Annotated in this window: 20 protein-coding genes; 14 read left to right on the top strand and 6 right to left on the bottom strand. The window is 64.7% G+C overall.

The genetic code is table 11. The annotated features are described in order from the left end of the window. The first annotated feature begins 215 nt into the window (after nt 1-215). The 3 genes from pta (at nt 216) to B3H64_RS10170 (ending at nt 4,517) form a co-directional block, all read left to right on the top strand. On the top strand, nt 216-1,199 hold the full coding sequence (pta, locus tag B3H64_RS10180; RefSeq protein WP_094762325.1) for a phosphate acetyltransferase: 984 nt from the start codon (nt 216-218) through the stop codon (nt 1,197-1,199). Between the two features lie 329 nt (nt 1,200-1,528). Beyond that, nucleotides 1,529-2,638, top strand: coding sequence for an MFS transporter (locus B3H64_RS10175; protein ID WP_286734850.1), 1,110 nt, complete (start codon nt 1,529-1,531; stop codon nt 2,636-2,638). A gap of 349 nt (nt 2,639-2,987) precedes the next feature. Beyond that, on the top strand, nt 2,988-4,517 hold the full coding sequence (locus B3H64_RS10170) for a M23 family metallopeptidase (RefSeq protein ID WP_278894120.1): 1,530 nt from the start codon (nt 2,988-2,990) through the stop codon (nt 4,515-4,517). A 46-nt stretch (nt 4,518-4,563) separates the two neighbouring features. Here B3H64_RS10170 and B3H64_RS10165 read toward each other — a convergent pair whose 3' ends face one another. Then, a complete protein-coding gene (locus tag B3H64_RS10165) occupies nt 4,564-5,433 on the bottom strand; it encodes a YihY/virulence factor BrkB family protein (protein WP_050617344.1) in 870 nt (289 codons plus the stop codon). Nucleotides 5,434-5,575: 142 nt separating this feature from the next. Between B3H64_RS10165 and spoIIP the strand changes: the two genes are divergently transcribed. Further along, nucleotides 5,576-6,769: a stage II sporulation protein P gene (gene spoIIP, locus B3H64_RS10160; protein ID WP_050617345.1), complete on the top strand. Its 1,194-nt coding sequence runs from the start codon at nt 5,576-5,578 to the stop codon at nt 6,767-6,769. Between the two features lie 40 nt (nt 6,770-6,809). Here the strand turns inward: spoIIP and B3H64_RS10155 are convergent, their stop codons facing one another. Together B3H64_RS10155 and B3H64_RS10150 are read right to left on the bottom strand one after the other, a co-directional pair. Then, nucleotides 6,810-7,145, bottom strand: coding sequence for a branched-chain amino acid transporter permease (locus tag B3H64_RS10155; RefSeq protein ID WP_238072931.1), 336 nt, complete (start codon nt 7,143-7,145; stop codon nt 6,810-6,812). Beyond that, the gene (locus B3H64_RS10150) at nt 7,146-7,853 is read right to left on the bottom strand and encodes an AzlC family ABC transporter permease (RefSeq protein WP_256319291.1); all 708 of its coding nucleotides are present in this window, start codon (nt 7,851-7,853) and stop codon (nt 7,146-7,148) included. Nucleotides 7,854-8,018: 165 nt separating this feature from the next. Between B3H64_RS10150 and B3H64_RS10145 the strand changes: the two genes are divergently transcribed. Then, nucleotides 8,019-8,912, top strand: coding sequence for a diacylglycerol/lipid kinase family protein (locus B3H64_RS10145; protein WP_286734840.1), 894 nt, complete (start codon nt 8,019-8,021; stop codon nt 8,910-8,912). Nucleotides 8,913-9,017: 105 nt separating this feature from the next. On the opposite strand, the gene B3H64_RS10140 is transcribed toward B3H64_RS10145, so the two are convergent. Together B3H64_RS10140 and B3H64_RS10135 are read right to left on the bottom strand one after the other, a co-directional pair. Continuing rightward, the gene (locus tag B3H64_RS10140; RefSeq protein WP_278894127.1) at nt 9,018-10,244 is read right to left on the bottom strand and encodes a M20 metallopeptidase family protein; all 1,227 of its coding nucleotides are present in this window, start codon (nt 10,242-10,244) and stop codon (nt 9,018-9,020) included. 207 nt (nt 10,245-10,451) lie between these two features. Next, entirely contained in the window at nt 10,452-11,516 is a 1,065-nt protein-coding gene (locus B3H64_RS10135) for a branched-chain amino acid aminotransferase (RefSeq protein WP_278894129.1), read from the bottom strand. 231 nt (nt 11,517-11,747) lie between these two features. On the opposite strand from B3H64_RS10135, the gene B3H64_RS10130 reads away from it, so the two are divergent. The 9 genes from B3H64_RS10130 (at nt 11,748) to B3H64_RS10090 (ending at nt 21,028) form a co-directional block, all read left to right on the top strand. Beyond that, nucleotides 11,748-13,745, top strand: a complete 1,998-nt coding sequence (locus tag B3H64_RS10130; RefSeq protein ID WP_286734838.1) for a DHH family phosphoesterase — start codon at nt 11,748-11,750, stop codon at nt 13,743-13,745. A gap of 13 nt (nt 13,746-13,758) precedes the next feature. After that, nucleotides 13,759-14,205, top strand: coding sequence for a 50S ribosomal protein L9 (gene rplI / locus B3H64_RS10125; protein WP_050617352.1), 447 nt, complete (start codon nt 13,759-13,761; stop codon nt 14,203-14,205). 35 nt (nt 14,206-14,240) lie between these two features. Beyond that, nucleotides 14,241-15,590: a replicative DNA helicase gene (gene dnaB / locus B3H64_RS10120; RefSeq protein ID WP_050617606.1), complete on the top strand. Its 1,350-nt coding sequence runs from the start codon at nt 14,241-14,243 to the stop codon at nt 15,588-15,590. 1 nt (nt 15,591) lies between these two features. Then, nucleotides 15,592-17,001 (top strand): tRNA lysidine(34) synthetase TilS, encoded by a 1,410-nt coding sequence (gene tilS, locus B3H64_RS10115; protein ID WP_286734837.1) that lies wholly within the window; start codon nt 15,592-15,594, stop codon nt 16,999-17,001. Between the two features lie 15 nt (nt 17,002-17,016). Further along, the gene (gene hpt / locus B3H64_RS10110) at nt 17,017-17,574 is read left to right on the top strand and encodes a hypoxanthine phosphoribosyltransferase (protein WP_050617353.1); all 558 of its coding nucleotides are present in this window, start codon (nt 17,017-17,019) and stop codon (nt 17,572-17,574) included. A gap of 70 nt (nt 17,575-17,644) precedes the next feature. After that, complete coding sequence (gene ftsH / locus B3H64_RS10105; protein ID WP_349676178.1) at nt 17,645-19,576, top strand: ATP-dependent zinc metalloprotease FtsH; 1,932 nt, start codon at nt 17,645-17,647, stop codon at nt 19,574-19,576. Then, complete coding sequence (locus B3H64_RS10100; protein WP_286734835.1) at nt 19,560-20,075, top strand: O-acetyl-ADP-ribose deacetylase; 516 nt, start codon at nt 19,560-19,562, stop codon at nt 20,073-20,075. Before ftsH ends, B3H64_RS10100 begins: the two co-directional genes overlap by 17 nt. Before the next feature lie 120 nt (nt 20,076-20,195). After that, entirely contained in the window at nt 20,196-20,831 is a 636-nt protein-coding gene (locus tag B3H64_RS10095) for a peptidoglycan recognition protein family protein (RefSeq protein ID WP_286734833.1), read from the top strand. A 65-nt stretch (nt 20,832-20,896) separates the two neighbouring features. Beyond that, nucleotides 20,897-21,028, top strand: coding sequence for a hypothetical protein (locus B3H64_RS10090; RefSeq protein ID WP_256303177.1), 132 nt, complete (start codon nt 20,897-20,899; stop codon nt 21,026-21,028). A 245-nt stretch (nt 21,029-21,273) separates the two neighbouring features. Here B3H64_RS10090 and B3H64_RS10085 read toward each other — a convergent pair whose 3' ends face one another. Continuing rightward, on the bottom strand, nt 21,274-23,112 hold the full coding sequence (locus B3H64_RS10085) for a glycoside hydrolase family 13 protein (protein WP_286734830.1): 1,839 nt from the start codon (nt 23,110-23,112) through the stop codon (nt 21,274-21,276). Between the last annotated feature and the right edge of the window lie 12 nt (nt 23,113-23,124).

The raw sequence follows: 23,124 nt of genomic DNA, 5'->3' as shown, positions 1-23,124 counted from the left end.
AATACCAAAAGTAAAGCACTTTTTGTCCGTCTGCCGGGGCGCGCTTCCCCGCCGCTTCCCTCGGGTACCAAAACGGCCTGTGCGAAAAAAATGGAGGATTCCGACGCTTTTTATGCGTTTTAGACCTTGAGAAGTGGTGTTGGGTTGTGTATAATGTTTTTCAGTGACGTTCTGCCCGTCAAACGACCCAATTTTATTTTATGGAGGCGTTTCCCATGGCCATGCATATGTTCCAGACCCTCATCGACATTCTGAAGAAAAATCCCAAGAAGATCGTCTTCACCGAGGGCACCGATCCCCGCATCCTGGAGGCCAGCGCCCGGCTGCTGGCCGGTACCTGGCTGACCCCCGTGCTGGTGGGCAACCCGGATGCCGTCCACGCCGCCGCCGAAGAGGCCGGCTTTAACATCCGCGGCGCCATCATCTTGGACCCCGAGACCTACCCCCGCATGGACGAGATGGTCAGCACCATGGTGGAGCTGCGCAAGGGCAAGATGAGCCCCGAGGAGTGCCGCGCCGCGCTGTCCAAGGCCAACTACTTCGGCACCATGCTGGTGAAGCTGGGCGAGGCCGACGCTCTGCTGGGCGGCGCCACCTACTCCACCGCCGACACCGTGCGCCCCGCCCTCCAGCTCATCAAGACCAAGCCCGGCCACTCCATCGTGGGCTCCTGCTTCATTCTGGTCCGTGAGGGCGTGGGCGGCAACACCGTACTGGCCATGGGCGACTGCGCCATCAACATCAAGCCCACCGAGGACGAGCTGGTGGAGATCGCCATCGGCACCGCCGAGTGTGCCAAGATCTTCGGCATCGATCCCCAGGTGGCCTTCCTGTCCTACTCCACCAAGGGCTCCGGCAAGGGTGAGGATGTGGACAAGATGCGGGAGGCCGCCAAGAAGGCCAAGGCCGCCCGTCCCGACCTGGCCATCGAGGGCGAGCTCCAGTTTGACGCCGCCGTCTCCCCCAAGGTGGCCGAGACCAAGTGCCACGGCCTGCCCGTGGCCGGTCATGCCAACACCTTTATCTTCCCCGACATCAACGCCGGCAACATCGGCTACAAGATCGCCCAGCGCCTGGGCAGCTTCGACGCCTACGGCCCCATCCTGCTGGGCCTGAACGCCCCCATCAACGACCTGTCCCGCGGCTGCAACGCCCAGGAGGTCTACTCCATGGCCATCATCACGGCCGCTCTGGCCTGAGCCTCCAAGTCTCCGCCTACATCCAAGCCGCGCCGCCCTATGGGGCGGCGCGGCTTTCCTCTTGACCGGCGGTCCCGGCTCTGCTATACTGTCCACAGATCGTCCGGGAAAGGAGTGTGCGCCATGGGCTGGGCATTTGGCCTTGTAATGGAATCTTTTGGAAACAAATGTGCCGTCGCTGGGATAAGTGCGCCCTTTTTGCGGACTTTACGGCGGTAAAGACTTCTGTGTTCTTTCCGGCCGCGGCGTTCGCCGCGGCCTTTTTTGTTCCTTGGGCGGCTTATCTCTTCCCCCGCACCACATCTATATTTATATAAGAGGTAAGCGATATGAACCTGAAGCAACAGATCCGCCGGCTCCTGGCGCTGGAGCTGGTCGGCAATTTTCGGGTGGCAGGCGGCGTATGGGTCCTGCTGCTGGTGGGCCGGGGCTTTTCCCTGGTCCAGGTGGGGCTGGCCGAAGCCTTCTTTCACGCGGTCAGCCTGTGCGGCGAGATCCCCTCCGGCATGGCAGCCGACGTACTGGGCCGGAAAAAGGCCATGATGGCCAGCCAGGCCATGTTTATCCTGTCCTCTCTGGCCATGCTCCTGTCCCGCACTATGGCCGGCGTCTGCGCCGCCATGGCCCTGAGCGCCCTGGCCTACAATCTGGCCTCCGGTACCCGGGAGGCCCTCACCTACGACTCCCTGGTCCAGGGCGGGGCGGAGGGCGCCTACCTGCGGGTATCCTCCCTGCAAAACAGCCTCTGGCGGCTCGCCAGCGGCCTGTCCACCCTCTGCGCCGGTCTGGCCGTGGTCATCGGCTACCAGGCGGGCTATGCCGCCGACGCACTGCTGGCCCTGGCAGGGCTCCTGCTGGCCGGCAGTCTGGCCGAGCCGGTGGTTACCGCCTCCCAGGCGCAGCGGGCAGGCCAGCGGCTCCAGGACCTGCCCCGGCTGGTAGCGAGCTGCGCCCGGGAGGCCGCAGGCTTCCTGCACGCTCACCCCCGGGTGTCGGTCCTGATGCTCTACAACGCCCTTGTGGGCGCACTGGCCACGCTTTTGCGCTTCTTTCTCCAGGATGGACTGATCCGGGCGGGAGCCTCGCCCGCTCTGCTTGGGCCCCTGCTTCTGGCCATCGAGCTGGGCGGCGTAGCCGGAGCCCGTCTTGCCCTGCCCCTGTCACGGCTGCCCTACCGGGCCGCAGGGCTGCTGTGCGGCCTGGGTACGCTGGCCGGACTGCTGCTCCCCCTGTCCGGCTCCGTCCTCCAAATGGCGGCGGGCGGTTTTCTGGCGGTGGTGTGCGACGACGCCTTCCAGACCCTCACCGACGCCCGCCTCAACAACCGTTTCCCCTCCGACCAGCGGGCCACCCTCATCTCCGTATCCTCCATGTGCTTCAGCCTGGTAATGATCGCCCTGTCCCCCCTGGCCGGGGCGGCCGCCGGCTTTGTTTTCTAACTTGGTTACAGGAAAACCGGGGCCTATCGGGCTCCGGTTTTTTGTGGAATTCACAAATTTACCAAATTTATATGCCCCAAAAGTTGTGTCCCTTGCCCAACCCAGCGTGGTTTTTTCCGGAAAGCCGCCAAAAAACCACTATATCTTGTTGTTTTTCCTGCTTTAAAGGCCCTGTCCCGCCCTCGACGCCTTTCCGCCAAAAAAGACTTGACGTTGCCTGGGAAAGCGTGTATCATGCTTTTGTAACTATTTGTAATCCTTTCTTACCCCTTTGTCATAATTTAGCAATTGTGCTTCGGCCCGTTGGGCCGTCTTTTTCTGATATCAAAGAACAGGGAGGTCCGTCTTTATGGATGAGATCCTGCGGACACCAAATCATGTGCCGGTCCGGCCGGCTTCCCGCTCCGCCCGCCGGTCCGGCCGGGAGCAGAAGAATACCGACTGGAGCGACCGGCTCCACCGCTTTGCCGACGCCGCCGCCGCCCGCTCCCGCCGCCTGAAGCTGCAGAGCGCCCGGGTCTATCACCGGGTCCACTCCGCCACGGCGGGGAAGCCTAAGCTGGGGCCGCTGTCCTTCCTGGCCCTGTCCCTGGTCATCGGGCTGGCCTCTGTGGTGGGTGTGGTCTACACCCCCGCCTATGTGGTCAGCGTGGACGGCGTGGACCTGGGCCTGGTGAAGGAGCCCCAGGTCTTCGAGCAGGTCATGGACCGGGTGGAGGCCCGCGCCTCCAACATTCTGGGCTATGATTACACCCTCCAGAACCAGGTGGGCTACGAGCGTGTGCTGGCGGAGCGGGAGGATCTGTCCCCCATCTCCGGCTTTGAGACCTATCTGTTCAGCCAGGTGGGCGAGGTGATGAAGAGCTATGTCCTCACCGTGGACGGCCAGGCTCTGGGCGCCGTCACCGACCGGGCCCAGATCGACCAGATGCTGGACGAGATCGCCGCCCCCTACGTCAACGCAGACACCATCTCCGTCACCTATGACAAGGCTGTGGGCGTCTCCCTGGAGTACACCCCATCCGAGTCCATCAAGGATATCTCCGAGATGAAGGCCGCTCTCACCGCCAACACCAGCGGCCAGACCACCTATGAGGTCCAGAAGGGCGACACCTTTATGGCCCTGGCCTTCTCCAACGGCATGACCATGGCCGAGATGGAGGCCCTCAACCCCGGCGTGGACATCAACAAGCTTCAGATCGGCCAGCTCCTCAACATCAAGGAGGAGGTCCCCTATCTGTCCGTGCAGACCGTGGATTCCATTACCTACACCGAGGAAATCCCCTGCACCGTGCGGGAGGTGGAGGACGACACCATGTACCAGGGCGAGTCCAAGGTCCTGGACCCCGGCGTCCCCGGCGAGGCTCTGGTCTCCGCCAACGTGACCTACGTCAACGGCCATGAGCGGGAACGGGACATCCTCAGCTCCACCACCGTGCGGGAGGCCACCGAGAAGGTGGTAGCCGTGGGCACCGTGCCCCGCCCCTCCTGGCTTCCCAACGGCTACTACGTCTGGCCCTGCTACGGCCGGATCACCTCCCGCTTCGGCTACCGCTATATCTTCGGCTCCTACAGCTACCACTCCGGCATCGACATCGCCGTCCCCTACGGCACCTCCGTCAAGGCGGCCGACGGCGGCACCGTCACCTTTGCCGGCTACAAGGGCAGCTACGGCTACCTGGTCATCATCGACCACGGCAACGGTGAGCAGACCTACTACGGCCACAACTCCAGCCTGCTGGTCAGCGCGGGTGACAAGGTCTATCAGGGGCAGACCATTGCCAAGGCCGGCTCCACCGGCCGCTCCACCGGCAGCCACTGCCACTTCGAGATTCGGGTCAATGGCACCCAGGTCAACCCGTCGGCCTATCTCAACTAGGTCAAACCTGGAAAACGCCCGGACAGCAAAGCTGTCCGGGCGTTTTTTATGGGCGCTCTTCCGGGTGCTCCCGCTGATACCGCGCCTGCTTGCGCCGGTACCAGACATAGTTGAACACGTTTCCAAGGATCAGGATGTTGCCGCACAGGTAGAGCCACACCAGCAGGATGATGACCGAGGCCAGAGACCCGTACACCAGGGAGTAGCGGGAGGACATGCCGATGAACCAGGAGAAGAGCATGGAGGCGCACACCAGGGCCACCGAAGCCAGAAAGCCGCCGGTAAGGATGGGGGGGCGGGGGCGGCCCCTGGGCGCCGACATGCGGTAGGCCAGCAGGACAAACAGAAAGACCAGGCAGAACAGGATGAGGAAGCGCAGGGACTGCCAGCTTCCCACCAACTGGGCGATCCAGGGGAAATGCCGTTCCACCAGGCGGAAGAACCAGCTCCCGGTGAGCAGCACCCCCAGAGAGAGATAGATGGTGATGAGAAAGAGGATGGAGTTGAGCACGCTGGCCGCGATCTGCACCACGCCGGTATAGGTCCTGCGCCGGTAGATATCCGCCATGATGTTCATCAGGGCCCGGAAGGCGGCGGAGGCGGAGAACAGCGTCATGGTGATGCCCGCCGCCAGCATGGCGTTGGACTGGCTGCCCGGCTCGGAGAGATAGGTGATATAGTCGGTGAGGATGGACAAACTCTCCCGGGGGATGATTTCGGAAGCGGCGTCCACCAGGGCGTTGACGTCGATGTGGAGCAGCCCCACAAAGGCGTTGACGCAGATCAGGACGGGGAAAAAGGAGAGGATGAGGAAATAGGCCAGCTCGGCGGCCGACCGGGACACCCGGCGGGAAAAATAGACGTCGGCGATCTCACGGATGAACCGCACGGGGGAGGATTCCCAAAGCGCCTTCATGGCTCCACCTGCCTTTTGGATGGTCTCGCTTGGTAGTATACCACATTATGCCTCCTTTCACAAACCCCAAACTCGGGGTCATATTCCCCTCCGGCCCGGCATATCGTTTCTTATGACTGTACGGAAAGGACGGGGATGACCCATGAAAAGAGGACAAGGCCCCGGTCAGTGGACAAAGGTCCTCCGCCGCGGGGCGGCCCTGTTCCTGGCCACCGTGACGGTATGGGTGCTCTCCCTCACCGCCGATATGGGGGCTGCGGCGGAGACCTTCCGCACCCTGGCCGAGAGCCCCGCCTTCGTGGCGGCGGCCCTCCAGGCCGAGCTGGGCCATGTGGAGACCGGAACGGACACCCTGGACGCTCTGGAAAGCTGGCAGCGGCTGGTGCTGGACCAGTCCCCCACCCTGATGGCCGGGCGGGCGCAAGTCTCCCGGTATCTGTCCGACGCCACCGCTCAGGGCGACGCGGACCCCGAGCCCCCTCAGCCCTCCGCCGTCCAGGAGCCCGACGACCCGGAGGACCCCCACCAGCTTCCGGCCTCCACCACCGCCCCCGACGACATCGTGGGCCGGACCCTAGCCCCGGTCAGCGGCGACGGCTACGCCAGCGCCGGCGGGGTCTACATCGAAAACCGACCCGGCCTGCCCCTGGACGTGGCCGCTCTGGCCTCTGCCGCCCTGACCCTGGAGCTGCCCGCCGACGGCCCTCAGGTCCTCATCATGCACACCCACGGCACCGAGGCCTACACCCCCGACGGGGCGGACGTCTACACCCCCAGCGGGGACTGCCGCACCACCGACGAAAATTACAACATGATCCGAGTGGGGGAGGAGATTGCCAGCGTCCTCACCTCCATGGGCCTTACGGTCCTCCACGACAAGGAGCTCTACGACTACCCCAACTACAGCGGCTCCTACGACCGCTCCCTGGCCGCCGTGGAGCAGTACCTTCAGGACTACCCCTCCATCCGGGTGGTGCTGGACGTCCACCGGGACGCCCTCATCGGGGAGGACGGCACCGTCTACAAGCCCATCACCACCATCGACGGGGTCAAGACCGCCCAGGTCATGCTGGTCATGGGGTCCAACGCCAAGTACGACCACCCCGACTGGCAGGAGAACCTGTCCCTGGCAGTCAAGGTCCAGCGGGAGATGAACACCCTGTGGCCCACCTTGGCCCGGCCCATCGGCCTGCGGGAGAACCGCTACAACCAGCAGACCACCACCGGCTCCCTGCTGGTGGAGATCGGGGCCCACGGCAATACGCTCCAGGAGGCCCTGGCCGCCGCCCGGTGCTTTGCCCGGGCCGCCGGCGCGGTGCTGCTGGCGTACAAATAGCCGAAAGGCGCCGGACCCCGTGGGGTCCGGCGCCTTTTCCTCACACGAATACCGCCTGCACCAGCACCATATACAGCACCGTGCCGCCGAAGATGGACAGCAGGTTGTTGTGCTTCCATACGTGGAGGGCCACCACCGCGGCGGCGGCGATGAGCTGAGGGGCCCACTGGGGTACCGCGGCAAAGCGCACCGTCCGCAGGCAGTAGACGATGAGCATGGCGATGACCGCCGGCGGCAGGACCCGGCCCAGGTAGAGGACCAGCTTGGGGGGATGTCCGCCCCGGTCAAAGAGGAGAAAGGGCAGGGCCCGGGTGAGGAAGGTAACCGCGGCCATGACGGCGATGGAGGCCACAGCCTGTCCGGTGGAGAGGACCATTCAGACCGCCTCCTTTTCCACGGCCGGGTCCCGGTCCAGCTTGACGCGGAGGGCCAGCAGAGCCGCAATGATGACGCACAGGGCCGGAATCAGCATGTTCGCCGCCCCCATGACCACCAGGGAGACCACCGTGATGCCGGCCCCCAGCAGGGCGGGCAGGTGGGAGCGGTAGGCGTTCCACTGGTCCACCGCGATGACGAGGAAGAGGGCGGTCATGGCAAAGTCGATACCGGTGGTGTCAAACTGGATCAGGGCGCCCGCCACGCTGCCGATGACCGAGCCCAGAATCCAGTAGCTGTGATCCAGCACCGCCACGGCAAAATAGTAGTCGTGGGGGTCCACCCGCTCGGGCACCCGGGCGGAGGAGAGCAGCGCATAGGTCTCATCGGTGAGGGAAAAAATCATATACAGCTTCCGCACCCCCATGCCCCGGAACTTCTCCAGCAGACTCAGGCCGTAGACCAGGTGCCGGAAGTTGAGGATCAGGGTCAGGGCGGCCACATTGACCAGGGCCGCCCCGGTGGCCAGGAGCTCCACCCCCATGTACTGCCCGGACCCGGCGTAGATGGTCAGGGACATAAAAAAGGCCCAGATGACATTGTACCCGACGGCCTCCAGCATCAGCCCGAAGGCGATACCGATGGACAGATATCCCATCAGCACCGGCACGGTGGCCGGAAAGGCGGCGGCAAAGGCGCGGCGGCTCACACAAAATCACCTCATTGTAAAAAATATTTTATGCGCTTCCCTTTGAAAAAGCAAGCGGGCCGTCGGAATTTCTCCCCCTTGTGAAAAAGGGTGGCGCTTTGGGGAAAAAACTTGTATAATACACAATACGATCGACAGCCAACCGCAAGCACCCGGAGGAACGACATGAAAAAACTGCTTTTTATCTACAATCCCCAGGCGGGCAAGGGCCAGGTACGCCCCCAGCTCGCCGCCATTCTGGACGCCTTCTCCAAGGCGGGGTACCTGACCAGCGCCTGGCCCACCCAGGGACCCGGCGACGCCACTCGGGTGGCCGCCGCCATCGGCCGCCGGTACGACCGGGTGGTATGCTGCGGCGGCGACGGAACCCTCAACGAGGTGGTCACCGGCCTGATGGGCCTGGAGGCGCCCCCCCTGGTGGGCTACATCCCCGCCGGCACCACCAATGACTTCTCCCGGAACCTGGACCTGCCCAAAGGCATGGACAAGGCCGCCGAAGCCGCCGTGGCCGGCGTGGCCCGCCCCTGCGACATTGGGGTGTTCAACGACCGCTTTTTCGTCTATGTGGCCGCCTTCGGCGCCTTTACCGACGTGTCCTACGACACCCCCCAGCCCTTCAAGAACACCTTCGGCCACCTGGCCTATCTGCTGGAGGGAGCCACCAAGCTGGGCTCCCTGCTCAAGGGCTACCACCTGACCATCGAGCACGACGGAGGCGCCGTGGAGGGGCACTTCATCTACGGCATGGTGTCCAACACCATCTCGGTGGGGGGCTTTCAGCTCTTCCCGCCGGAGCGGGTGGTTCTGGACGACGGTCTGTTCGAGGTGGTGCTGGTCCGCCTGCCCCGGAACCCGGCGGAGTTTCAAAGCGCCCTGCGCTCCCTGACCCGCCAAAACACCGTGGAGAGCGATATGATCGTGGCGCTCCACACCAGCCGCCTCCGGGTCGTCACCCAGGAGGAGCTGACCTGGACCCTGGACGGGGAGTACGGCGGCGCGCCGGAGACGGTGGAGATTCAAAACCGACAGAAGGCCCTGACCCTGATCTGGGGCAAATAGCAGACATCCGGGGCGCGGAATACCGCGTCCCGGATGTGTTTTCATCCCGGCTTTTTCCTGCCAGAGGCATTACAAGTCGGGAAGCGTGCTGCTGTATCTGCGTCCTTATTTGTGCTCTTCGAGCCAGCGCATTGCCGTGTAAGCATAGACCGCGCTGCCGCTGACCAGCGCATCCTCATCAAATCGAACCATCGGATGGTGCTGCGGGTAACCATACCCTTTTTCCGGCTGTCCGGCGGCCAAGGCCAGCATAATGGACGGCACTTCCTGGCTGACATATGCGAAGTCTTCGGAACCTGCCGATTTGGAAGGCTTTTGCCCTGCGCTCATAGCGTTCCGATCCGACACGGAGAATGCTTTGTGCCCGCCCAATAATTCCTTTACATACCTCTCAGCGCAGATACACAGGTCTTTGTCATTGACCAAGGTAGGGCACCCGCTTCCAAAGCTGACGTTTGCTTCCGCCCGAAAAGACCTCGCTATCCCATCTGCAATTTGTACCATTCGCTCTTTGATCAAGGCGCGTATCTCTTCGTCAAAGGTGCGAATGCTCCCCGCCATGACCGCCATGTCGGGAATGACATTCGCGGCGGTTCCGGCGTTCATCGTCCCAAACGTCAAAACGGCGCGGTCATCCATGGCCAATTCTCTGGCGTGAATTTCTTGAAGCGCAATTAAAATGTGGGCGGCGGCGTTAAGGGGGTCAACCCCGGCATAGGGCATAGAACCGTGGCACCCCGTCCCCTGCACGCTGATCTCAAAATAATCCGCTGCCGGCGCACTGACGCCGGGTGCTGAAACAATCACGGTACCCGCCTCAAAGGGCATCCCTGCCATAACATGGATCATCAGCGCTCCATCGACAGCCGGGTTCTGCAATAAACCGGCTTGGATCATATCCCGGGAACCCTCAAAGATTTCTTCGGCGGGCTGAAACATGAGTTTTACCGTTCCCTCCAGTTCGTCTTCGTGGGCTTTTAGTAATTTCGCAGCGCCCAACAGCATAGCGGTGTGCATATCATGTCCGCATGCATGCATACTGCCGTTGGCGGATGCAAAATCAACCTCCGCCGCTTCCTGGATCGGCAGCGCATCCATATCCGCCCGAATCAAGAACACTTTTCCGCTCTTCTTTCCGCCGGCCAAGGCCACAAGCCCTGCCTTCCCGCACCTTAGCGGCTCATACCCCATATCGATCAATGCCTTTTTTACAAAGGCATACGTATCCTTCAGGTCAAATCCTGTCTCCGCATGGACATGCAGGTATCTTCGGTTAAAAACCATGCTTTCCTTTAGCTGTGCGGCTTCTTCCAGCAATTGCCTTGGCGTCATCTTAGATGCTCCTTTTTATGATAAGTATTATATTTTGTAACGGATTCTCCAAAATATGAGACGGCATGCGTTTTGCCCCTTTTGTTTCCCCGGTAGAGGGCCCTTGCGGGGCAAAATACCACCAACCGCCCGCAACCCGGCACGGGGTCCCCGGTTGACAGAACAAGGCCGCGGACACCCAGTGTCCACGGCCTTGTGCCGGCTTTCTCAGAGCTGGATGGTCCAGCCGTAGGGGTCCGGCTCGGTGCCCCACTGGATGCCCACCAGGGTGTCGTACAGCTTGTGGGTCAGGGAGCCGATCTCCCCGCCGTTGACCACCACGTGCCGGCCCTCCCAGCCCATCTCGCCGATGGGGGAAATGACGGCGGCGGTGCCGGTGCCCCAGGCCTCCTCCAGCTTGCCGCTGTCGGCGGCGTCAAAGAGCTCCTGCGCGGTGATGAGGCGCTCTTCCACGGCGTAGCCCCAGTCCCGCAGCAGCTCCAGGCAGGAGCGGCGGGTGATGCCAGGCAGTACGGAGCCGGTGAGCTGGGGGGTGATGATCTTGCCGCCCACCTTGAACATGACGTTCATGGAGCCCACTTCCTCGATGTACTTACGGTGGACGCCGTCCAGCCACAGCACCTGGGCGTAGCCCTGCTTTTCGGCCCGCTCACCGGCCCGGATGGAGGCGGCGTAGTTGCCGCCGCACTTGGTGTAGCCGGTGCCGCCCTTGACGGCCCGGACGTCGTCGTCCTCCACGTAAATCCGCACCGGGTTGATGCCCTCGGCGTAGTAGGCGCCCACGGGGCCGGTGATGATGCAGAAAAGGTAGGTGTGGGAGGCGTGGACGCCCAGGCTGGCATCGGTGGCAATGATGAAGGGGCGGATATACAGGGAGGTGCCGGGCTGATCGGGCACCCATTCCCTGTCCACGGCCACCAGCGTCTTGACCGCCTCCACGAACAGGTTCTCGTCGATGGCGGGGATGCACAGCCGCTCGCAGGAGTCGTTGAGTCTTCTGGCGTTGTCGATGGGGCGGAAGAGCTGGATGCGGCCGTCGGCGGTCCGGTAGGCCTTCAGGCCCTCAAAGACCTCCTGGGCATAGTGGAACACCATGGCGGAGGGCTCCAGGGTAAAGGGGCCGTAGGGTACGATGCGGGGATCGTGCCATCCCTGGCCTGCGGTGTAGTTCATCAGGAACATGTGGTCGGAAAAAACCTTGCCGAAGCCCAGGGTCTTGAAGTCCGGCTTGGGCTTGAGGGTGGTGGCGCGCTGGATCTTGATCTCCTCCATGGTGGATGGCCTCCCTGCAGCATTGTAGATTAAAAGTTATTATATCAGCCTCACCACTTTACTGCAATAGAGAAAATGACGGAAAACGTCTCTTCCCGCCGCAGGGCCCTCGTCATTATTTCCGCCGTCGAAGGCTGGCCCCCGCTCTTGTAATTTCAAGGCTTTTCTGATAAAATAGACTATCCGAGTTATGCCCGTCCCCCGCAGAGGGGACTTCCAGGAGGTGTAGGAATGAACAAGCGGCTCTCCCGGCTTTTGGAGCCCAGTCTGGGGCTCTATCTGTTTTGTCTGGTCTGTTTTGCCGCAGCCTCCGCTTTTTTCAGCCCGCCCGTGGCCGCCGTGGAGGGGGTAGTGGTGGTGGTTCTCTTCTTTTACCTCCGCCGCAACAGCAGCCGCCGGAAGAAAGAGATGCTCCGCTACCTCGAGAGCGTATCCGCCAACATGGATATGGCCACACGGGACACCATGCTCAACTCCCCGCTGCCCATGGTCATCTTCCACCCGGACACCGACGAGGTGATCTGGTCCAACGAGCGGTTCCTCCAGCTCACCGACGGCCGGGACCACCTGTTTGACACCAAGCTCTCCGCCGCCGTGCCCGGCTTCGACACCCGCTGGCTGCTGGAGGGCAAGACCGAGTGTCCCGGCGAGGTCCAGGTGGGCCAGCGGAAATTTCTGGTCTTTGGCAGCCTGGTGCGCTCCGAGGAGCGGCGGGGCCGCCCGTCCAGCATGGCCACCACCTACTGGGTGGAGATCACCGGCTACTCCGCCGACCGGCAGACCCTGCGCAGCAGCAGGCCCGTAGTGGCTCTGCTGCTGCTGGACAACTACGAGGACGTGGTGAAAAACACCGACGAGTCCGCCCGCACCGCCATGCTCAGCGAGATCAACAAGCGCCTGGCCGCCTGGGTGGCCCCCACCGGCGGGCTGTTCTCCCGGTACGACCGGGACCGCTATCTTTTCGTCTTTGAGGAGCAGTACCTGCAGGGCTTCGTGGACGCCAAGTTCGACCTGCTGGACAAGGTGCGGGAGATCCCCGGCCCCAACGGCGTGTCCCCCACCCTTTCCATCGGCGTGGGGCGGGACGCCCCCAGCCTCAGGGAACTGCTGGAGTACGCCTCCCTCTCCATCGAGATGGCCCTGTCCCGGGGCGGCGACCAGGCCGTCATCAAAAATAAATTCAACTTTGAGTTTTACGGCGGGCACAATAAGGAGATGGAGAAGCGCACCAAGGTCAAAAGCCGGGTCATGGCCAACGCTTTGGGCGAGCTGATCGCCGACTCCTCCCGGGTGTTCGTCATGGGCCACAAGTTCCCCGACCTGGACTGCATCGGCGCCATCACCGGCGTGTGCGCCATCGCCCGCAAGCGGGGGGTGCAGGCCCGCATCATCCGGGAGCCGGGCAGCAACCCCGCCGCCGAGATGGCCGCCAAGCTGGGCCAGACTCCGGAGTACAAGGACGCCTTTCTCTCCGCCCAGGACGCCATCATCCTGGCCGATCCCCGGACCCTGCTGGTGGTGGTGGACACCAATCGGCCGGAACAGGTCCAGTCGGAGGATCTGCTGGAGTGCTGCACCCGGGTGGCCGTCATCGACCACCACCGCCGGGCGGCCTCCTACATCGGCAACGCGGCGCTGAACTTCCACGAGCCCTACGCCTCCTCGGCCAGCGAGCTGGTCACCGAGCTCATCCAGTACATCATGGAGCCCTCGGACCTGCTGCGCATCGAGGCGGAGGCCCTGCTGGCCGGCATGGTGCTGGACACCAAGAATTTCACCATGCGCACCGGCAGCCGCACCTTTGAGGCGGCGGCCTTCCTGCGCCGTTCCGGCGCCGACACCGGCGACGTGCGCAAGCTGTTCCAGAACGACCTGGCGGGCACCATCGCCCGCTACGACATCATCCAGACCGCCCGGATGTACCACAACGACATCGCCGTGGCCGCCGTGGACCACACGGTGGGCCGGGTGACCGCCGCTCAGGCCGCCGATGAACTGCTGAACATCTCCGGCATTGACGCCTCCTTCGTGCTCTTTCCCGACGCCGACGGGGAGCGGGTCATCATCTCGGCCCGGAGCATGGGCAACACCAACGTGCAGGTGGTGCTGGAGAAGCTGGGGGGCGGCGGCAACGCCGCCACAGCGGGGGCCCAGGTGCCCTCCGGCAGCGTGGAGGCGGTCCTCCAGCGGCTGCTGCGGGCCATCGACCAGTATTTTGAAGAAGATTGAGGAGGTTTTTACCATGAAAGTGATCTTACAGCAGGACGTGAAGGGTCAGGGCAAGAAGGGCCAGCTCATCGAGGCCAGCGACGGCTACGCCCGCAACTTCCTTCTGCCCCGGAAGCTGGCCGTGCCGGCCACCGCCGAGAACGTCAACACCATGAAGATGCAGGAGAAGGCCAGGAAAGCCCAGGAGGCCGCCGAGAAGGCCGAGGCCGAGGCGATCGCCGCCAAGCTCAAGGACTGCGTGGTCAAGCTCACCGCCAAGGCCGGCGCAGGCGGGCGGCTGTTCGGCGCGGTCACCTCCAAGGAGATCTCCGAGGGGCTCAAGGTCCAGTACGGCCTGGACGTGGCCAAGTCCAAGATCGTTCAGGACGAGCCCATCAAGGCCTACGGCACCTATGAGCTCAAGTGCAAGCTGGGCTACGAGGTCAGCGGCGCCATCCAGGTCGTGGTGGCGGAGGCGTAAGCCCCCCAATTTTACAGGAAAGCTGGGTGATGCACATGGACGAAGAGCTGCTGGTCCGCCAGATGCCCCACTCGGTGGAGGCCGAGCAGGCGGTGCTGGGCTCCATGCTCATCGACGCCCGGTGCGTGCCCGAGGTCATCGAGAGGCTCCGCCCCGAGGACTTTTACCTCCAGCAGAACCGGGACATCTATGAGACCATCTACGGTATGTTCAACTACTCGGAGACCATTGACCCGGTCACCGTGCTGGACCACATGCGCCAGAACGGGGTCTTTGAGGAGAACACCTCCCGGTCCTACCTCCTCCAGCTCATGGAGGTCACCCCCACCGCCGCCAACGTGGCGGAATATGTGGCCATCGTAAAGGACAAGGCCCTGCTGCGGCGCATCGCCGAGACGGCGGCCGACCTGACCGGCATGATCCAGGAGGGCACCGGCACCGCCCAGGAGGTCTTGGACGCCGCCGAACAGCGCATCTACGCCATCCGGCAGGGGAGAGCCAGCCAGGGGCTGACCCCCATCTCCGCGGTGGTGCTGGACGTGCTGGACCGGCTGGAGGAGCTGTCCAAGCGGGACTCGGCCATCCCCGGTCTGTCCACCGGCCTGTCCGATGTGGACCGGGCCATCTCCGGCCTCAACGACTCCGACCTCATCCTGCTGGCCGCCCGCCCCGGCATGGGCAAGACCTCCTTTGCCCTGAACGTGCTGCTCCACGCGGGCAAGTTCTCCGGCAAAACGGCGGTCTTCTTCTCCCTGGAGATGAGCCGGGAACAGCTGGCCATGCGCCTGATCTCCAACGAGGCCTTTGTGGACAATAAGAAGCTGGTCACCGGCAAGCTGGGGGACGAGGACTGGGACAAGATCGCCCTGGCCTCCGCCGCCCTGGGCCGCTCCAAGATCCTCATCGACGACAACCCCTCCCTGTCGGTGGCCGATATGAACGCCAAGTGCCGCCGGGTGGATAACCTGGGTCTGGTCGTCATAGACTATCTGCAGCTCATGCAGTCCGCCGGCGGCAAGCAGCGCTACTCCGGCGAAAACCGCCAGCAGGTGGTGTCCGACATCTCCCGGGCCCTGAAGATCATGGCCAAGGAGCTCAACGTGCCCGTGGTCTGCCTGTCCCAGCTCTCCCGCGGCCCGGAGAGCCGCACCGACAAGCGGCCCATGCTTTCCGACCTGCGGGAGTCCGGCGCCATCGAGCAGGACGCCGACATCGTCTTGTTCCTCTACCGGGACGACTACTACAACGAGGATTCCGAGATGCACAACCTGGCCGAGTGCATCATCGCCAAAAACCGCCACGGTGAGACCGGCAAGGTGGAGCTCCAGTGGCTGCCCGAGTACACCACCTTCTCCTCCATCGACCGCACCCATTCGGAGTATTGAGATGTACCAGTCGCCTGATTCGGCCATGAACGAGCTTCTGGCCCGGTTCCATATGATCCCCCCCGGCAGCCGGGTGCTCTGCGCCGTCTCCGGCGGGGCCGACTCGGTCTATCTGCTGCACCGGCTGTACCTCCTGCGGCATGCCATGGGCTTTGAGCTGGCAGCCGCCCATTACAACCACAATCTGCGGGGCACCGAATCCGACCGGGACGAGGCGTTTGTCCGCTCCTTTGTCCGGGATTGGTGTGGGGAGGAGCGCCTCTCCGGCGGGCCCACCCTGCCGCCGGTAACCCTCGCGGTGGGCTCCGGTCCCGTGGCGGAGGAGGCCAGGCGGCTGGGGGCCGGGGTGGAGGAGACCGCCCGGGCCATGCGGTACGCCTTTCTGGAGGAAACCGCCGCCGCTCTGGGCTGCGACCGCATCGCCACCGCCCACAACGCCGACGACAACGCCGAGACCCTGCTGCTCCACCTTGCCCGGGGGACCGGGCTTCACGGCCTGACCGGCATCCCGCCGGTGCGGGGCAAGCTCATCCGGCCTCTGCTCACCACCAGCCGCGCCGTCATCGAGGACTATCTGCGCCGCTACCGCATCCCCCACGTGGAGGACAGCACCAACCGCGACGACGCTTACAGCCGCAACAAGGTGCGGCATCAGGTGCTCCCGGTGCTGAAGGAGATCAACCCCTGGCTCATCCCCCGCACCGCCGAGACCATCGGCTCTTTGCGGGAGGACGACGCCTATCTCCAGGCCATTGCCGATCACGAGGTCCAATGTGCCGTCCGCCGGGGCGGTGAGCTGGTCCTTCCCGTCGTGCGCATCGCCGGACAGCCCGGCCCCATCGCCGTGCGCATGGTCCGCGCCCTGCTGGCCGAGCTGGACGCCTATCAATTCTCCGCCGCCCATCTGCGGGCGGTCACCGCCCTGTGCCGCGGGGGGGCCCCCTCCGCCGCCGTGGACCTGCCCCACGGCCTGACGGCCCGGCGGGTGTACGGGGATCTGGTGCTGGGCCCCCGGCAGGAGGCCGCCGTACTGGCCGCCCGCCCCCTGGACCCGGACCGGGAACAAACGATAGAGGCCGGCCCCTGGCGCATCACCTGCCGTCCGGCCGCCGCTCCGGCGGCCCATCCGGAGGGTCCGAACCATGTATTTCTGGCCCGGGACGCCCTGTCCGGTCCCCTGGTGATCCGCCCCCGGCAGACCGGGGATGCCGTCACCCTGCCCCGGCGGGGCCGCAAAACCCTGAAAAAGCTCTTTATCGACGCCCACGTGCCCCGGCTGGAACGGGGGACCTGGCCCGTACTGGCCGACGCAGGCGGCCCCCTGTATATCCCCGGCTTCGGCCCCGATGCGGCCCACCTGGCCGCCCCGGGGGAGAAGGCGGTCGAAATTTGGACGGAAAAGTCAGACTGAAAGGGAGAAACAACCATGCTGGAAAAGGACATCGACCATATTCTGTTCAGCGAGGAACAGCTCAAGGCCCGGGTGCGGGAGATCGCCGGTCAGATTGACCGGGATTTTGCGGGCAAGGAACCCATGCTCATCAGCGTCCTGCGGGGCTCCTTTATTTTTATGGCGGATCTGATGCGCTCCATCACGCTGCCCTGTACGGTGGACTTTATGGCCGTGTCCTCCTACGGGGCGGGCACCACCTCCTCCGGTCAGGTGAAGATTACCAAGGACCTGTCCGAGAGTATTGAGGGTCGGGACATCATCGTGGTGGAGGACATCCTGGACAGCGGCAACACCCTGAGCTATCTGCTTCAGATCCTCCAGGCCCGGCACCCGGCCTCCATGAAGCTGTGCACGCTGCTGGATAAGCCCGACCGCCGGATCAAGCCCGTCCATGTGGACTACAGCGGCTTTTCCATCCCCGACGAGTTCGTGGTGGGCTATGGCCTGGACTTTGCGGAAAAATACCGCAACCTGCCCTACATAGGCGTGCTCAAGCCCTGCGTCTATGAGGCCGAGCTGCCCGCCGACTGAGGCTGCGGCTGTTGGATAAAATCTGGAGGGTCCCCGCCGCCGGGGGCCCCTGTGGGAGCGTGGTCCACCCTTGAAGAAGATCAGTCTGCGCGATGTGGTGCTGTACTGCCTCATCATCTTTGTGCTGGTCAGCGTCCTGTGGACGCTGCAAAACATGAAAAACGGCCCGGAGCCCAGCTACGCCGACATCCGGGTCCTGCTGGAGCAGCAGAAGGTGTCCAAGGTGACAGTGGACGCCCACAACAATCTGGTGCTCACCCTGCGGGAGCCGGTGAACGGCTCGGACGTGGTCACCCGTAAGCTCTACTCCTTCGAGCTGTTCTACGATGAGTTTAACGACCTGCTGGTGCAGCAGTATCGGATGGGCATCCTGGACGATTACGACTACCCCGAGGACCCCACGCCCCCGGCGTGGATGTCCTTTGTGCCCTATCTGGCCATCTTCGCCCTGTTCGCCCTGATGTGGTACTTTATGTTCCTCCGCCAGGGCGGCGGTGGCGGTGGCGGGGACAAGACCGCCCGGTTTGGCCGGGCGCGCACCCGCACCCTGGCCGACCAGGGCAATAAAAAGGTCACCTTTGACGACGTGGCTGGCTCCGACGAGGAAAAGGAGGAGCTCCGGGAGATCGTGGAGTTCCTCAAGGACCCCAAGCGCTTCGTCTCCTTGGGGGCCCGCATCCCCAAGGGCGTGCTGCTGGTGGGCCCGCCGGGCACCGGCAAGACCCTGCTGGCCCGGGCCGTGGCCGGCGAGGCCGGGGTCAATTTCCTCTCCATCTCCGGCTCCGACTTTGTGGAGCTCTATGTGGGCGTGGGCGCCAGCCGGGTCCGGGACCTGTTCGACCAGGCCAAGAAGGACTGCCCCGCCATCGTCTTCATCGACGAGATCGACGCCGTGGGCCGCCAGAGAGGCGCCGGCCTGGGCGGCGGCCACGACGAGCGGGAGCAGACCCTGAACCAGCTCCTGGTGGAGATGGACGGCTTTGCCGCCAACGAGGGAGTCATCGTCATGGCCGCCACCAACCGGGTGGACATCCTGGACCCCGCCCTGCTGCGCCCCGGCCGGTTTGACCGGCAGGTGTACGTGGGCCTGCCCGACATCCGGGGCCGGGAGGCCATCCTGAAGGTCCACAGCCGGAACAAGCCCCTGGGTGAGGATGTGGACCTGTCGGTCATTGCCAAGGCCACCAGTGGCTTCACCGGCGCCGACCTGGAGAATCTGATGAACGAGGCCTCCCTCCTGGCCGCCCGCCGGGGGGAGCGGTTCCTCACCATGTCCGACCTGCACGAGGCCATGCTCAAGGTCATCGCCGGGCCGGAGAAGAAGAGCCGGGTGGTCACGCCCCGGGCCCGGAAGCTCACCGCCTTCCACGAGGCGGGCCACGCCATCGTCATCCACGAGCTGGAGACCCCCGATCCGGTCCACCAAATCACCATTATCCCCCGTGGCCCCGCCGGAGGCATGACCATCTCACTGCCTCAGGAGGACCGGGCCTACCGCTCCAAGAAGGAGCTGGAGGAGTCCATCTCGGTGTGTCTGGGCGGCCGTGTGGCCGAGCAGATGGTGCTGGGCGACATCTCCACCGGCGCCTCCAACGACCTGGAACGGGCCTCCCACATCGCCCGGGAGATGGTCACCAAGTACGGCATGAGCGAGCGGCTGGGCACCGTGGTCTACGATACCGGCCACGACGAGGTGTTCATCGGCCGGTCCATGGCCCAGGCCCGGACCTACTCCGAGGAGGTGGCCGGCCGCATCGACGAGGAGATCAAGGCCATCATCGACAACGCCTACGCCCAGTGCGAGATCCTCCTGAAAAACCGGATGACCGAGCTGCACCGGACGGCGGAATACCTGCTGGAGCACGAGACCATGGACGCGGAGACCTTTGAGAAGGTCTTCACCGACCAGTGGGACGGCGCGCCCGCTCCGACGCAGGCCCAGACCGCTCCGGATCTACCCGCGCCCCCCGCCAAGGAGGAGCACTATGACGACCGCGATTGACACGCTGCTGGGCGACATCACTACGGTGGACTATGACGCCATCGTCAACGCCGCCAACACTTCCCTGCTGGGCGGCGGCGGCGTGGACGGGGCCATCCATCGGGCGGCGGGGCCCAAGCTGCTGGCGGAGTGCCGCACTCTACACGGCTGTCCCACCGGCCAGGCCAAGCTCACCGGCGGCTACGACCTGCCCGCCCGCTGCGTGATCCATACCCCCGGCCCCATCTGGCGGGGCGGGAACCGGCGGGAGGCCGAACTGCTCTCCGCCTGCTACCGCAACAGCCTCGCGCTGGCGGCGGAGCACGGCTGCCGGACCGTGGCCTTTCCCTCCATCTCCACCGGCGTGTACGTCTTCCCGTTGGAGAAGGCCGCACCCATCGCCGTTCGGGCGGTACGGACCTTCTGCGCGGAGCACCCCGGCGCGCTGGACCGGGTCACCTTCGTCTGCTTCGATCCCCGGACCAAGGCCGCCTACGACGGGGCACTGGAAGCCCCCTGACCGATCCGATCTTTTTGTGGGCCTCCGGCGTACAGCCGGAGGCCCATTTTTATAAAAAAGTCAGACATTGCGGCACATTTTCTGCTAGAATGAGGAAAAACGACACGGGAGATGGGCAAGATGGAACAACTTCTGGAGCGGCGGGGCAGCAGGCGCAGACGCCGCCCGCCGGTGCTGCGCCTGCTGCTGTGTGCCCTGGCCGTCGGCGGTGGGCTGGTCCTGGCCGCGCGGCTGCTGGGCGGCGGCCCGGCCTGCAAGGCGCCGCCGGAGAATCCCGACTGGATCACCCAGGACTTTTTGCCCCGCAACGACTACTCCCGGCCAGGCACGCCCCTGGACGCGGTGGACGGCGTAGTGGTCCACTATGTGGGCAACCCGGGCACCACCGCCGGGCAGAACCGCAGCTACTTCGCCGGTCTGGCCCGCTCCGGCGAGACCTATGCCAGCAGCCACTTCCTGATCGGCCTGGACGGGGAGATCCTCCAGTGCATCCCGCTGGACGAGGTGGCCTACTGCTCCAATCAGCGCAACCACGACACCCTGTCCATCGAGTGCTGCCACCCCGACGACTCCGGCCAGTTCACCCAAGCCACCTATGACGCCCTGGTCCGGCTGGTCCGCTGGCTGCGGGAGTACTACGGGCTGGAGGCCGGACAGATCATCCGGCACTACGACGTAACCGGCAAGGAGTGCCCCCGCTATTACGTCCAGCACCCGGAGGCCTGGGCACAATTTCTTCTGGATGTGCAGGAATAGTCCGTTTTATGGGACATGCGCTCCCCTATACTGTAGCCATACGATACAGAAGGGAGCGCGCAATCATGGAGTACAGCATGAGATGGGTCCGGGAGCATGTGGAGGTCTACGACCATACGGGGCGGTTTTTGTTCTCCGCCGACAGCGAGAGCGAGGCGCGCCGGGAACTGGAGGAGGACTTCCACGCCGCGGCGTGACCGCAAAAAGGAAGGGGGACCGCAAAGGCGGCCCCCCTTTTTTATCCGTCCCACCGGGCTGTAAAACACCATGCCCTGCAAAAAATAGACAGCAAAAAAGAGCGCGATCCCGCGCGGAAGCCGAGCCACAAACCATCCTCCTGTTCCAAAATGGACATGCCGGCACACCCGCCTTGCAGCGGGCCGCCCGACTCAGATGGATGATTTCCTTCGGACCACGCACGGAACCGCGCCCTCCCTTTTCCTTAAAATCCCCTTTCGGATAGCACATCCTCCGCCGCCTGGCAAGCCTCCAGCCGCAGCAGCCGCCCCTCCCACGGCCCCAGGGTGCGCGTCTCCCCGCCGGGCAGCTCCAGCTCCGCCGGAGCGGGCCCGGCGTTGGCGGCGCACAGGACGGTCTCGTCCTCCCAGGTGCGGGTGAAGGCCAGCACCGGCCCCGCCGCCCGCACATAGCGGATATCGCCCTTGCGCAGGGCGGCGAACCGATGCCGCGCCCGCCCCAGCGCCCGGAACCAGCCGGTGAGGGCCCGGTCCTCCCGGCCCCAGGGGAAGGTCCGGCGGTTGAAGGGGTCCTCAAAGCCCTCCATGCCCGCCTCGTCCCCGTAGTACACCGTGGGGGAGCCGGGGAAGGCATAGAGCACCAGGGCGGCCAGCTTCAGCCGGGCCAGCCCCAGCGCCCGCTCCTCCGGCGACAGGCGGCGGGCCGCCCGCCAATCCCGGCCGTGGTCCCGGCACTCGCTCCCCACCCCCAGCAGGGTGAGGATGCGCACGGTGTCGTGGGTGCCCAGGGCATTCATGGCGGAGTGGAAGGCCGCCGGGGGATAGTTCTCCCGCAGGGTCTCCATCTCCTGCTGGAAACGGCAGGCGTCCCCGCCCAGGAGCCAGTCCAGCACCGCGCTGCGGAAGGGGTAGTTCATCAGCCCGTCCAGATAGCCCCCCAGCAGGTGCTTCCGGCGGACCGAGTAGGCAATCTTGTTGGAGCCGTCCTCCCACACCTCCCCGATGACCACCGCCTCCGGCTTGGTCTCCCGGACGGCGGCGCGGAGGGCGTGGATAAAGTCGTCGGGCAGCTCGTCGGCCACGTCCAGCCGCCAGCCGTCCGCCCCGGCGCGCAGCCACCGGCGGACGATGCTGTCGGGGGCGCGGATGATGTAGTCCATGTAGCCCGGCTCGCTCTCGTTGACGGCGGGGAGGGAGTAGATGCCCCACCAGGCGTCGTATTTGTCCGGCCAGTGGGTGAAGTGATACCAGCGGTAATAGGGGGAGGTCTGGGACTGGCTGGCCCCCACGGCGGGGTAGGAGCCGTCCCCGTTGAAGTATTTGCTCACATAGCCCTGGTGGTTGAACACTCCGTCCAGCAGCACCCTCATGCCCCGGGCGTGGGCGGCGGCGCACAAGGCGCGAAAGGACTCCTCCGTGCCCAGCATGGGGTCGATTTTCTCGTAGTCCCCGGTGCCGTAGCGGTGGTTCTCCGCCCCCTCAAAGACGGGACAGAAATAGAGGGTGTCCACCCCCAGCTCCTTCAGGTAGTCCAGCTTTTCCAGCACCCCCGCCAGGGAGCCGCCGAAAAAGTCCCGGTTGCGGATCTCCCCCCGGCCGTCGGGCCGCCACTCCGGCTCCTCGTCCCAGCCGGCATGGACCCAGCGCCCCCCCACCATGCCGGCTGGGTCCGGTACGCCGGTGCGGCGGAAGCGGTCGGGGAAGATCTGATAGGTGACCCCCTCCCCGAACCAGGGGGGGACGGCCTGGGTGCCGTCGTAGACGGTGAGCTGGTATTCCCCCAGCTCCAGGCTCCGGTCCCCCAGGCCCTCCAGCCGGAAGGAGTACCACACCAGGCCCAGGTAATCGCCGGTATCCAGGGTGCAGGTAAACCGGTCCCGGCTGCCGTCCAGGCCGGACCAGGGCATGGGGAGCTCCCGCACCTCGTTGTCCCGGAACTCGAAGCGGGCCAGCAGCCTGGCGCGGGAAAAGCCCCCCGTCCGGGGCGGGCGGAGGGTGAAGGTCACCCGGGTCCCGGCGCTCACCGCCCCGTAGGGGGTCTTGCACCGGGGGTCCCGGGAGTCGTATATACGGGAATCTGTCATCGTATCAACTCG

The organism is Intestinimonas sp. UBA1698, assembly GCF_002320075.1.
Lineage (GTDB): Bacteria > Bacillota > Clostridia > Oscillospirales > Oscillospiraceae > Intestinimonas > Intestinimonas massiliensis.
The sequence above is the reverse complement of the archived record's forward strand: the minus strand, read 5'-3'. Positions and strand labels throughout refer to the sequence as shown.